The sequence below is a fragment of the Mesorhizobium sp. M1E.F.Ca.ET.063.01.1.1 genome, from assembly GCF_003998155.1.
Lineage (GTDB): Bacteria > Pseudomonadota > Alphaproteobacteria > Rhizobiales > Rhizobiaceae > Mesorhizobium.
Genome location: NZ_RZSC01000122.1, coordinates 1 through 11,646 on the forward strand (window position 1 = coordinate 1; position 11,646 = coordinate 11,646).

12 protein-coding genes are annotated in these 11,646 nt (G+C 62.4%); 3 read left to right on the top strand and 9 right to left on the bottom strand.

Annotated features, from left to right (window positions below; genetic code table 11):
- A partial coding sequence (locus EOA29_RS12010; protein WP_127220934.1) for a substrate-binding protein occupies nucleotides 1-1,049 on the top strand: 1,049 nt, incomplete at its 5' end.
- A gap of 249 nt (nucleotides 1,050-1,298) precedes the next feature.
- On the opposite strand, the gene EOA29_RS12015 is transcribed toward EOA29_RS12010, so the two are convergent.
- Nucleotides 1,299-4,502, bottom strand: a complete 3,204-nt coding sequence (locus tag EOA29_RS12015) for a multidrug efflux RND transporter permease subunit (RefSeq protein ID WP_126090160.1) — start codon at nucleotides 4,500-4,502, stop codon at nucleotides 1,299-1,301.
- Entirely contained in the window at nucleotides 4,499-5,605 is a 1,107-nt protein-coding gene (locus EOA29_RS12020) for an efflux RND transporter periplasmic adaptor subunit (RefSeq protein WP_245464919.1), read from the bottom strand. Before EOA29_RS12020 ends, EOA29_RS12015 begins: the two co-directional genes overlap by 4 nt.
- A gap of 1,018 nt (nucleotides 5,606-6,623) precedes the next feature.
- On the opposite strand from EOA29_RS12020, the gene EOA29_RS12025 reads away from it, so the two are divergent.
- Both EOA29_RS12025 and EOA29_RS43775 read left to right on the top strand, forming a co-directional pair.
- Nucleotides 6,624-7,076 carry a DUF4440 domain-containing protein gene (locus EOA29_RS12025; protein ID WP_127220935.1) on the top strand — a complete coding sequence of 151 codons (453 nt, stop codon included), beginning with the start codon at nucleotides 6,624-6,626 and terminating at the stop codon, nucleotides 7,074-7,076.
- Nucleotides 7,077-7,102: 26 nt separating this feature from the next.
- Complete coding sequence (locus tag EOA29_RS43775; protein WP_281059639.1) at nucleotides 7,103-7,234, top strand: hypothetical protein; 132 nt, start codon at nucleotides 7,103-7,105, stop codon at nucleotides 7,232-7,234.
- Nucleotides 7,235-7,429: 195 nt separating this feature from the next.
- Here the strand turns inward: EOA29_RS43775 and queE are convergent, their stop codons facing one another.
- The 7 genes from queE to EOA29_RS12065 form a co-directional block, all read right to left on the bottom strand.
- A complete protein-coding gene (gene queE, locus EOA29_RS12035; RefSeq protein ID WP_127220936.1) occupies nucleotides 7,430-8,161 on the bottom strand; it encodes a 7-carboxy-7-deazaguanine synthase QueE in 732 nt (243 codons plus the stop codon).
- On the bottom strand, nucleotides 8,158-8,514 hold the full coding sequence (locus tag EOA29_RS12040) for a 6-carboxytetrahydropterin synthase (protein WP_127220937.1): 357 nt from the start codon (nucleotides 8,512-8,514) through the stop codon (nucleotides 8,158-8,160). The genes queE and EOA29_RS12040 overlap by 4 nt, the downstream gene beginning before the upstream one ends.
- A gap of 11 nt (nucleotides 8,515-8,525) precedes the next feature.
- Nucleotides 8,526-9,236 carry a 7-cyano-7-deazaguanine synthase QueC gene (gene queC, locus EOA29_RS12045; protein ID WP_127220938.1) on the bottom strand — a complete coding sequence of 237 codons (711 nt, stop codon included), beginning with the start codon at nucleotides 9,234-9,236 and terminating at the stop codon, nucleotides 8,526-8,528.
- 214 nt (nucleotides 9,237-9,450) lie between these two features.
- Nucleotides 9,451-10,176 (bottom strand): amino acid ABC transporter ATP-binding protein, encoded by a 726-nt coding sequence (locus tag EOA29_RS12050; RefSeq protein ID WP_126090154.1) that lies wholly within the window; start codon nucleotides 10,174-10,176, stop codon nucleotides 9,451-9,453.
- Entirely contained in the window at nucleotides 10,154-10,813 is a 660-nt protein-coding gene (locus EOA29_RS12055) for an amino acid ABC transporter permease (RefSeq protein WP_126090153.1), read from the bottom strand. Before EOA29_RS12055 ends, EOA29_RS12050 begins: the two co-directional genes overlap by 23 nt.
- A gap of 10 nt (nucleotides 10,814-10,823) precedes the next feature.
- A complete protein-coding gene (locus tag EOA29_RS12060; protein ID WP_126090152.1) occupies nucleotides 10,824-11,495 on the bottom strand; it encodes an amino acid ABC transporter permease in 672 nt (223 codons plus the stop codon).
- Between the two features lie 13 nt (nucleotides 11,496-11,508).
- Nucleotides 11,509-11,646: transporter substrate-binding domain-containing protein (locus EOA29_RS12065; protein WP_127220939.1), on the bottom strand; the 138-nt coding region annotated here is incomplete at its 5' end.

An 11,646-nucleotide genomic window follows, 5' to 3' on the forward strand; every position in this document is an offset into this window, starting at 1 on the left:
CCACCATGCTCGTTGACGACATCAACGCCAAAGGCGGCCTCCTCGGCCGGCCCGTGGAGCTCATAGTCGAGGACGGCGAGACCACCGACAGCGTCGCCAAGGTAAGGACTGCCAAACTGATCGACGTCGACAAGGTCGACCTGGTCGTCGGCGGCATCTACAGCTCGACCCGCCTGGCCATCAAGAGCGAGGCGGTCACGCGGGGCCGGACGCTCTACATCTACACCGAGCAGTACGAGGGACAGGAAAACGATCCCTTGATCTTCTGCACGGGTCCGGTGCCCGCGCAGCAGGTGGAACCGCTGATCCCATGGCTGATGAAGAGCACCGGGGCGAAGAGGTTCTATTTGCCGTCGGCCGACTATATTTGGCCCCACCTCTTGAACAAGGCGGCGAGCCGGGTGGTGCGCGCCAATGGCGGCGAGATCGTTGGCGAAGAGTATTTTCCGCTCGACACCGTCGATTTCCAACGGACGGTGCGGCAGATCATGGCGAGCGGGGCCGACGTGGTCTTCAATACGATTGTCCCGCCGGGTCTGACGCCGTTCCTTGAAGAACTGCACAGGGCCGGCTTTGGCAAAAGCGGAGGCAAGATCATCTGCACGTACTTCGACGAGAATTTCTTCAATCTGGTGCCGCCCGAGCAGATCGAGGGCCTCTACAGCTGCCTCGACTACTATCAGGAACTCGACGATCCGTTTGGCCGCGCGCTCCTGCGGCGCTACAGCGACCGGTTCCCCGGTAGCGCGATGCTGACTGCGGGCAGCGGCTGCACCGGCCACTTCCGGGCGATCAGGATGTGGGAAGCGGCGGTGAACGAGGCCGGCACGGTCGAGCGCGACGCGGTTATCCGGGCGCTCGATCACGCTCGGGTCAGCGAGGGACCGGGCGGCCCGGCGGAGATGGTTCCCGGCCAGCATCATGTTCGAATGAATATGTACATTGCACAGGCACAGGGCGGTCGATTCCGGGTGGTGAACAACTTGGGCCCGATCGATCCCAACGAGCGCGTGCTTACCGAAAAATTGCAACTGAGCAATGGGGGGTAAACTGCGAGACCTCGATTACTGTTCTTCCAATCGGCGAGGGTGGCTAGATGATGCCCGCGCCATCCACCTTCTCGCAACGGCCAGCAACGACGTTGCGCCAAAATGGGGATCGCCAGCTGAATGGCACCTTCTGGCTGATTCGTGACCGAACCGAACCGTCTGCTACCGGCCCCATTTCGGCCGCAGAGATCAGCTGCCGCGTCCTGAAAGCAGACATCGCAAGCGAGGACTCCGGAGGTCGCGGTTGCGCTACTCGGCAGCCGTCTCCGATGGCGCCTCTGCCGGCCCCGAAGGCCCGGCCTCGGCACGGGGTTTGCGCCGTGAAAACAGCGACCTGAGCGTGACGTAGAACACCGGCGTCAGGAACAGGCCGACGAAGGTGACGCCGAGCATGCCGGAGAACACCGCGGTGCCGAGCGACTGGCGCATTTCTGCGCCCGGCCCCGTTGCGATCATCAGCGGCACGACGCCGAGGATGAACGAGAAGGCGGTCATCAGGATCGGCCGCAGCCTGAGCCGGCAGGCTTCGACGGCAGCCTCGGCGGCCGACAGGCCGCGTTCCTGCGCCTGCCGCGCGAATTCGACGATCAGGATCGCGTTCTTGGCGGCAAGCCCGATCAGCACGATGAGGCCGATCTGCACGAGGATGTTGTTGTCCAGCCCTCGGAAAGTCACGCCCAGCAACGCCGCGAGCACGCCGAGCGGCACCACCAGCACAATGGCGAACGGCAGCACCCAGCTTTCATATTGCGCCGCCAGCGCCAGGAACACGAACAGCACCGACAGCCCGAAGATATAGACAGCGGCATTGCCGGTGTTGCGCTCCTGATAGGCGAGCTCGGTCCATTCATAGGAGGTACCCGCCGGCAGCGTCTTTGCCGTGATCCCTTCCATCAATGCCAGCGCGTGGCCCGTGGAAACGCCGGGCGCGGCGTTGCCCTGCAGCGGCACCGAGACGTACATGTTGTAGCGCTGGACCAGCGCCGGGCCGGTGACGTCGCGGATCTCGATCAACGTGCCGAGCGGAACCAGCGCGCCGGTCGCCGAGCGCACCTTCAGTTTCAAGATGTCGGCGCGATCGAGGCGGAACGCCTGGTCGGCCTGCGCCCGCACCTGGTAGACGCGCCCGAAAGCGTTGAAGTCGTTGACGTAGGCGGTGCCCAAATTGATCGACAGCGTCTCAAAGATGTTGGGGATCGGCACGTTCAGGATGCGCGCCTTGTCGCGATCGATCGCCAGGAAGAATTGCGGGCTCGACGCGGAGAACGTGGTGAACACGCCCGTCAGCCCCGGTGTCTTGTTGGCCTTGCCGGCGATTTCGTAGGCAAGCGCCAGGATCTGCCGCATGTCAGCGCTGTTGCGCTCCTGGATCTGCAGCTTGAAACCACCGGCATTGCCGACGCCGCGGATCGGCGGCGGCGGCAGTGCGATAATGAAGGCTTCCTTGATGCTTTGCAGGCTGCCGAACAGATTGCCGATGACCTTGGTCGCCGACTGGCCGGCCTTCAGCCGCTCGTCGAACGGCTTGAATCTGGCGAAGATCACGCCCTGGTTGCTGGCGTTGGTGAAGGTCGCGCCGGAGAAGCCGGCGAAGGCGACTGCGTAGTCGACGCCTGGCGTTTTCTGGATGATCTGCGACGCCTGCTGGATGACCGCATCGGTCCTCGACAGCGAGGCGCCGTCCGGCAGCTGGACGACGACGATCGCATAGCCCTGGTCGAGCGACGGAATGAAACCGCGCGGCACCGTCTGCACCATGTAGACGGTGGCGTAGATGAGGGCCGCGAAAACGGCCAGCATGGCGGCGATCGTCATCCACGAGCCGACCAGCACGCGAATGATGCTCGAATACCAATGGGCGACCCTGTCGAAGCCGCGATTGAAGCCGTCGGCGAGCGCCCGTCCGAACCGCGCCAGGAAAAAGCGCGGCGGCGCCGCCGCGGCGTGGTGCGGCTTGAACAGCAGTGCGGCCAGCGCCGGCGAAAGCGTCAGCGAATTGAATGCCGAGATCGCCGTCGACACCGCGATGGTGATCGCAAACTGCAGGTAGAACTGCCCAGAAATGCCGGGGATGAAGGCTGTCGGTACGAACACGGCTATCAGGACCAGCGAGATCGCGATGACGGCCGTTCCGACTTCGTCCATGGTCAGGTGCGACGCCGGATTGGGCGCCAGCCCATTGGCGATATTGCGCTCGACGTTCTCGACCACGACGATCGCATCGTCGACGACGATGCCGATCGCCAGAACGAGGCCGAACAGCGTCAGCATGTTGAGCGAGAAGCCGGCGGCGTAAAGCACAGCCAGCGTTCCGATCAGCGACACGGGGATCGCCACGATCGGCACGATCGCCATGCGCCACGATTGCAGGAAGACGATGATGACGATGATGACCAGCAGCATCGCCTCGAGGATCGTCTTGTAGACCTCATGGATCGACTCGGCGACGAACTCGGTCGGATTGTAGACGATGTCGTAGCTCAGCCCCTTCGGGAAGTCGCGGGAGAGCTCCTTCATCTTGTCCTGGATCTCCGCGGCTGCGGCGAGCGCATTGGTGCCCGGCCGCTGGAAGATGGCGAGCGCCACCGCCGGTTTGCCGTTGAGATAGGAGTTGGTGACGTAGTCCTTGGCGCCGAGCTCGATGCGCGCCACGTCCTGCAGCGAGATCAGGCGGCCGTCGTCGGTCGATTTGACGATCACGTATCGGAAGTCGCGTGCGTCGTTGAAGCGGCCTTGCGTGGTGACCGTGTACTGAAACGCCGTGCCAGTGCCGGTCGGCGGCGCGCCGATCGAGCCGCCCGACACCTGGACGTTCTGGTCGCGCAGCGCCTGCACCACATCGCCCGAGGTCATCCCCAGGGCGGACAGTTTTTCCGGATCGAGCCAGATGCGCAGCGAATATTCGCGTTCGCCGAAGATGATGAGGTCGCCGATGCCGTCGAGCCTGAGCAGTATGTCGCGCACCCGCGAGCGGGCGTAGTTCGAGACGTAGAGCTGGTCGTAGGTATTGTCGGGCGACAGCATGTGCACGACCATCATCAGGTCGGGCGAGCTCTTGGTGGTGGTGATGCCGAGGCGGCGGGCTTCTTCGGGCAGGCGCGGCTCGGCGACCGACACGCGGTTCTGCACCAGCACTTGCGCCTTGTCGAGATCGGTGCCCAGCTTGAAGGTGATGGTCAGCGCCATCGCCCCGTCGCCCGAAGAATAGGACGACATGTAGAGCATGCCCTCGACTCCGTTGATCTCCTGCTCGATCGGCGTTGCCACGGTCGCCGCGACTGTCTCGGCATCGGCGCCCGGATACTGCGCGCGAACGACGATGGTCGGTGGCGCGATCTCGGGATATTGCGCAACCGGCAGTTGGGTATAGGCAATCCCGCCGAGGATCAGCAGGACGATCGAAACGACCGATGCGAAGATTGGGCGGTCGACGAAGAAATGTGCGAACCTCATTGCTGCAACCCGGCGGTCTCGGTCTTGGGCGGCAACGTCACCATCTCGACCTTCACTTTGGTGCCGGGCCTGGCGTGCATCAGCCCGTTGACGATGATCGTCTCGCTGCCGGTCAGGCCCGAGCGGATCACCCGGTAGCCGTCGAGAAGCGGGCCGGTGCGCACGGGCTTCGCCGACACCATCCCGGCCTCATCCACCAAGAACACGATGCGGCGATCCTGATCGGCGCCGATCGCTTCGTCGGGCACCAGCACGCCGCTATGCGGCAGCGACCCCGGCACGTTGATGCGCCCGAACATGCCTGGCTGGAGAATGCCGTCGGCGTTGGGAAACTTCGCACGCACCCGCATGGTGCCGGTCGCGTTGTCGATCCGGTTCTCGGCAAAATCGAGCCTGCCTTTGAACACCGCCTCCGCGCGGTCGGCGACACGAACCTCCACATCGAGCCCGCCGGCGCCTTCCTGCATGCTGCCGCCACGCGCCTTCGCGTCGCGGGCGTAGCTGAAATACAGGCGCTCATCGACGTCGAAATAGAAGTCGATCGGATCGCGCGTGACAATGGTCGTCAGCAAGGTGGAATCCGGCTGCACGAGGTTGCCGACCGACACCAGCCGGCGGTCGATGCGGCCGGACAAGGGCGCCTTGATCTCGGTGAATTCCATGTTCAGGCTGGCCGTCGTCAGCGCAGCCGTCGCGCCCTGCATCTGCGCCTGCGCCGAAAGGTATTCCCGGCGGCGGTCGTCGACCGTCGCTGTTGAGATATTGCCGGTCCTGGCGAGTTCGTCGGCGCGATCCAGCTGCATCTTGGAGAATTCGAGCAGACTCTTGGCGACGTCCACTTGCGATTTGGCGGCATCATAAGCCGCCTGGTACGGACGCTGGTCGATGGTGAAGAGCAGGTCGCCCTTGTTGACCAGTGCGCCGTCCTGGAAGCTGACCTTGTCAAGATAACCGCTGACGCGCGAACGGATGGCGACCTGGTCGACGGCGTCGAAGCGCCCGACGAACTCGTCGTCTTCGACGATTTCACGCACCACCGGCTTGGCCACCGTAACCACGGGTAGCTGCTGGTCCTGCGCAAACACAGTGCTGCTGAACGCCATGCCGAGCAGGAATGCCGCCGACACGGCCGCGCGGGCAAGCCAGCCGGCCGATCGACGGGGTCGCCCGCCCGCGTCGCGATGCAATTGCCCATTCCCTGGGGTGTCCATTTGCGTCCCCGCTCGCTGGACCCGGAGGTCGGTTGATCCGCTTCTACGCTAAGGCTTGTCGTCGAGATCAGAGCACTGCAGTGTTGTGCATGGCAACATGATCATTTTCCATGTGGGCTGAAATGTCCACCCTGTGGCTGCCCCGCCGCCCGTCCTCGTTGCCGCCAAGATGGGGCGCCAGCGGAATGGCACCTTTCTGGCTAGTTCGTCCCAGAACCGGACCGTCTGCTTCCGGCCCCACTTTGGTCGTTCGACAATTCGCGTAGCTATGGCTGCTGAGGCGCCATCTGAGCGAACCACCCGTCTGTACCTCCTGATGGCATGATGCCTAGAGCGTCGGGGGAACGGCGGTAGCGCCCGATGATTTCAGATAAGTTGTTGATTGTATTGGATGGCAGCGGAGGACCGCTACACCGCGAAACCCACTATCGAAGAAGCGCTCTTCCATTATCGGCGGCGTTCAGCCTGAGCGTGCAAGAGCTTCTTAGTCGCTCTGACGTCGTTGCCAATCGTTTGTTGCCGCAGCAATTGTCGTGAAGGATGGGATCGCGCCGGTGCCCCTCGCGTTTGCTTTGGATATTAGTGAATGCTAAACTAGAACCTAAGGTCGCATCGTCCAGCGCAAAGCCCAACGGGCCATTTGGCATGTCCGGTGCTCTGACGTGATGACGACTGCGATTACCGTTTGGGGCACCTCGGTGCACGACGATGCCAAGGCTGGCAAGCGTGATGGCCACGGCTGCAGCCCGTCACGGCGATGCGGTCACCGGGGAATGCGCCGGAATGCCTGCCAGCACAGCGATGCCGCGACCAGATGGAACGTCATCGTCTTGCGGCCGGGCGATCACCAGAAGTCAGTATGATAACCTCAAACGGGGAATAACAAGAGACCGGAACACGGGAGGATGAAATGACTTTCAAGCATTGTCTGCTGGTCGTTGCTGTCACGTCGCTTTGCCTCGGATCGGCCCAGGCCCAGTCTGCGAAAGAAGCCATTGAAGCCGCTAATGCCGAATTCGTGAAGGCATACAACAGTAAGGATGCGGCTGGGGTCGCGTCGAAGTACGCGGATGATGCCGCCGCATTCCCGCCAGATATGGCGCGAGTCGACGGCCGCCAAAATATCCAAAAGCTATGGCAGGGCGCGATCGATATGGGCATATCGGAGCTCACGCTCACCACGCTTGAGGTCCAGGAAGGTGGAGATTTTGCATTCGAGTCCGGGACTTTCTCCCTCAAGGCACCGGGCAAGGATTCAAAGCTGGTGGATGCCGCCGGGAAGTATGTGGTGGTCTGGAAGAAAGGGCAGGACGGCAGCTGGAAGCTCTACCGGGACATATGGAACTCCGATTCCGGTAAATGAACGTAGTATTGGACGGCGGGCACCTCATGATCACGATCATAGACCCTCGCCAATTTCGTGGAGTTCATTTGCAACTCGGTACCCAAGCGGGTCACATGCCGGAGGAGCACATGGCGAAACTCACCGTTGATCAATACCTGGCGGCGGCGGCCGCGTGACTTGCCCATCTGACGCAGACATATGCGATCATCTTTTTCGCCAGTATCGCGACCATGTTCGCGATCCTTGCGTACGCACCATCAGCGGGACGAGCCGCCAGGTTCGCGCTCGCGACGATTGTGGTCGCAATCACCGTTTATGGGGTCTTAGCAGCCAAGGCCGCCATGGATGACTTTTAAGGTGCATCCACTAGTCTAGACGCCGCGTCTGTTGCCCCAGGCCAGCACATGCAACTGCGGCAGGACCGTTGCCGTGAACCACCCGTCCGCTGCGACCTTGTCGACAAGCCAGCGGAAGCGCCGCATCAAATCGTCGAAGTCGGCCTCTTCGCTGCCTGGACCCGTATGGGTGATCAGCGGAGCAGGATTCCCGACCTGCAGATAAACCGGCAGGGTTGGATAGCGTTTCGCCACGAACTGGGCAAACGCATAGTCATTGTCGTCAAACACAGCCACCTTAACGACGCATTGCGTTCCGCTCCTTGCCGCCGCGGCGCAATCGTCGAGGGCCGGCCAGTCGGTTACCATCCCCGAAGATGGCGGCTTCGGGCTGAGAATGAGCCAGTCGAGCGCAGCGAACCAAGGCTGAGAGACACTGCCTTGGGTCTCGAGAGCGAAGGTGTGGCCTTTCTGGTGGCCCTGTTCGATCAGCGGAGCCAAAGGCTGAAGTGCGGGATTGCCGCCCGACAGCGACACAAGCACCCGCGCGGAGTTCGAAAGCCGCTCCACCTCCGTCAGGATGCCGTTTGGCGTCATCAGCGTCCAGTCTTCGCGGAACTCGGGCAGCACCGCATACAGCGTATCGCACCAGCGGCAGCGGTAATCGCAACCGCCCGTGCGTACGAACACAGTCGGACGCCCGATCAGCGGACCTTCTCCCTGGACCGTCGGACCGAAGATTTCGCTGATGCGGATGCTCCCCTTCATGGACGGTATTCCGCCCATGTTTTCGGGGTCTCGCTGATGCGGACGGCCGCGACCTCCGGCCATCGCTCACTGCACCAGTCGTAGATCCACTTGGCAATGACCTCGCTGGTCGTCCGATCATGTCCGAGGACCTCATTGAGGTGGCGATGATCCAGGGTGTTGTCGATGAGCGCCTTGAGTTCCGAGAGTTCGCGGTAGTCGCGGACAAAGCCGACCGGATCGAGCTCGGCCGATTGCAAGACGATCTCGACTTCGTAGTTGTGGCCGTGCAGCCGGGAGCAAGGGTGCTCCGCCGGCAGGCCACCGATCACATGTGACGCCGAAAAGGCAAACCGCTTGGCGATGGTGTACATGACTGCGCGCCCTATTGCCGTTGCGTTGTCTGGTATTCCTGGCAAGCTTCGATCCAGTAATCCGGGTCTTCGTAAGATGTTGGATCGTTTTGAGCAGCGAGGTGAAAGGCCTCGCGCCGCTCGACGCAGGTGCCGCAACGACCGCAATGATGAGCCCCGCCCTGGTAACACGACCAGGTTTCCTCGAAGGGCACGCCTAGGCGCGCGCCTTCACTGACAATGTCGGCTTTGCTCAGTTGCAGGAACGGTGCGTAAAGGGCGATCCTCGCCAGTCCCTGCAGCGCGTGGTGCTGCATGGCCTCGAAGGCTTCGACGAAAGCCGGGCGGCAGTCCGGATAGATGAAATGATCCCCGCCGTGGACCGCTGCCGCCACGGCATCGGCCTGTTCCGCCGCGGCTATACCAAAGGCTACCGCCAACATGATCGCGTTGCGATTGGGTACGACAGTGACGCGCATGCTGTCTTCCGCATAGTGCCCCTCGGGGACCGGGCCGCCGCTGGTCAGCGCCGATCCCGTCAGGAGGCGTCCGACCGCGGTGATATCGACCACGTCGTGCGGCACGCCGAGGCGCAAGGCGCACATCCGCGCAAAGTCCAGCTCCTTTTTATGGCGCTGGCCGTAGACAAACGACACGAGGCGGGTGAGGGCTCTTTCGGCTGCGACCTTGTAGGCGAGCGTGACGGAATCCAATCCGCCGGAACAGATAACGATTGTCTTCACCAGGCTTCCTTGTTTTTACCGGGTAGGCTGCGACCGGATCGGCTCACGTGCCGATGGACGTTTAGCGGATCACACGGGTAGGGGCGCCATCCGCGAAGCGGACGGAACGCTCCATCCACTTTCCGGCGCTACAAATAGCCAGTGTTGTGCCGATGTCAATGAGCGCGCCGCGGTCGCATCGCCCGCCTGATCGTCGTGACAATCTGCATGACGTCTAGTTCGCTCCAAGGAACTGCCTGAGTTCCGGCGTTCTGGGATTGGCGAAGACCTCACCGGGGGCACCGATCTCGTGGACGCGACCCTGATGCATGAAGACGACGCGCGAGCAGACATCGCGTGCGAAGCGCATCTCATGCGTAACCATCACCAGCGTCATGCCTTGCGCGGCCAGTTCCTTGACGACGGCCAGCACCTCGGCGACGAGCTCGGGGTCGAGCGCCGAAGTGATCTCGTCGCATAGCAGCGCGATCGGCTGCATGGCGAGCGCCCGGGCGATCGCCACACGCTGCTGCTGGCCGCCTGAAAGCTCGTCCGGCAATGCGTCGAACTTGTGGGCGAGGCCGACGCGATCGAGCATCTTTCGCGCGACCGCCTCGGCATTCTTTTTCGGCGTCTTCTTCACCACCATCTGCGACAGCATGACATTGCCGCCAGCCGTGAGATGCGGGAACAGGTTGAATTGCTGGAAGATCATGCCGACCTTTAGGCGCAGGGCCTTGAGATGTGTCTCATCGGGCAGCAACTGGACGCCGGCGACGACGATCGAGCCTTCATCGATAGTCTCGAGCCCGTTGATGCAACGCAGCAGCGTCGACTTGCCGGAGCCGCTCTTGCCGATGATGGCGACGACCTCGCCTGGAGCGATATCGATGGAAATACCCTTCAGCACCTCGTTGTCGCCGAAGCGCTTCTTCACCTCAGTGATTGCGATGAGCGACATGGAGCTTCCTTTCCAGCAGCTGGCTCAATTTCGACAGCGGCCAGCACAAGGCAAAATATATGAGCGCGACCAGGCCGTAGACCGTGAACGGCTGGAACGTGGCGTTGGTGACGATCGAACCGGCCTTCGACAATTCGACGAAACCGATGATGGAGGTGAGCGCAGTGCCCTTCACAACCTGTACCGAAAAGCCGACCGTCGGCGGCACCGCCACTTTCAGCGCCTGCGGCAGGATGACGTAGCGCATCTGCTGGAGATAACCCATGCCAAGGCTTGCTGATGCCTCCCATTGCCCTTTGCCGATGCTCTCGACGCAACCGCGCCAGATTTCGGCGAGGAAGGCGGCGGTCCACAGGACGAGCGCGACAGTCGCGGCAAGCCAGGCGGGAACGTCGATACCGAACAGGCCAAGGCCGAAGAAGGCGAGAAAAAGCTGCATCAAGAGCGGCGTGCCTTGGAACAGTTGGATATAGCCGCGTGACAGAAGCCGCGTCTCACGCCGGCCGCCGATGCGCAGAAAAAGCAGGGCCGTGCCGACGATGCCGCCACCGATGAAGGAGACCAGCGACAGCAGAACGGTCCAGCGCGCGGCCAGCAGCAGGTTGCGCAGGATGTCCCAGAAGGTGAACTGGGTCATGGCGCATGTCTCATCGTGACGCCTTCCTCGGGAACAGCATCCAGCCCAGGCCGGCCAGTAGCTGGCGCAGGAGGATCGCAAGGGCCAGGTAGATCAGGGTCGAGACGATGTAGGTTTCGAAGGCTCTGAAGGTGCGCGACTGGATGAAGTTGGCGGCGAAGGTCAGGTCCTCGGCGGCGATCTGCGAAACCACGGCCGAACCCAGCATGACGATGACGACCTGCGACGACAACGCCGGCCAGATGCGCTGCAGCGCCGGGACCAGAACCACATGCCAGAAGGTCTGGAAGGGGCTCATTGCGAGGCTGGCGCCGGCTTCGAACTGGCCGCGCGGCGTAGCCTGGATGCCGGCGCGGATGATCTCGCAGCTATAGGCGCCGAGGTTCACGATCATGGCGAGGTTGGCAGCGGTCAGTTCCGACATCTTGATGCCGAGCGACGGCAAGCCGAAGAAGATGAAGAACAGCTGGATGAGGAAGGGCGTGTTGCGGATCAGTTCGACATAGATCGTGACAACGGGTTTCAGCCACCTCGGCCCGAGGGCGCGGACCCAGGCGCAGGCAATGCCCAGCGCCACGCCGAATGTCGCGCCGATCAAGATGAGCTGCACGGTGATGCGGATACCCTTGAGCAGTACCGGCAAATAATCGATCAGCCAGCCGAAATCGAAGTGAGAGCTCATGATTAGCCGGGGATCACAGATCCGCCGGCAGGTCGACCTTCAGCCATTTCTCGGAGATTGCATTGAGGGTCCCGTCGGACTTGGCGGCGGCGATGATGCCGTTGATCTTGGCCATCAACGCCGGCTCTTGCTTGTTCATGCCGATATAGCA

What these genes read in the sequence shown, in the direction of transcription:
- EOA29_RS12020 (WP_245464919.1), bottom strand. Translation starts at nt 5,605, where the DNA reads ATGGCGTTCAGCAGCACTGTGTTTGCGCAGGACCAGCAGCTACCCGTG.
- EOA29_RS43775 (WP_281059639.1), top strand. Translation starts at nt 7,103, where the DNA reads ATGATCACGATCATAGACCCTCGCCAATTTCGTGGAGTTCATTTGCAA.
- queE (WP_127220936.1), bottom strand. Translation starts at nt 8,161, where the DNA reads ATGAAGGGGAGCATCCGCATCAGCGAAATCTTCGGTCCGACGGTCCAG.
- EOA29_RS12040 (WP_127220937.1), bottom strand. Translation starts at nt 8,514, where the DNA reads ATGTACACCATCGCCAAGCGGTTTGCCTTTTCGGCGTCACATGTGATC.
- EOA29_RS12055 (WP_126090153.1), bottom strand. Translation starts at nt 10,813, where the DNA reads ATGACCCAGTTCACCTTCTGGGACATCCTGCGCAACCTGCTGCTGGCC.
- EOA29_RS12015 (WP_126090160.1), bottom strand. Translation starts at nt 4,502, where the DNA reads ATGAGGTTCGCACATTTCTTCGTCGACCGCCCAATCTTCGCATCGGTC.
- EOA29_RS12025 (WP_127220935.1), top strand. Translation starts at nt 6,624, where the DNA reads ATGACTTTCAAGCATTGTCTGCTGGTCGTTGCTGTCACGTCGCTTTGC.
- EOA29_RS12050 (WP_126090154.1), bottom strand. Translation starts at nt 10,176, where the DNA reads ATGTCGCTCATCGCAATCACTGAGGTGAAGAAGCGCTTCGGCGACAAC.
- EOA29_RS12060 (WP_126090152.1), bottom strand. Translation starts at nt 11,495, where the DNA reads ATGAGCTCTCACTTCGATTTCGGCTGGCTGATCGATTATTTGCCGGTA.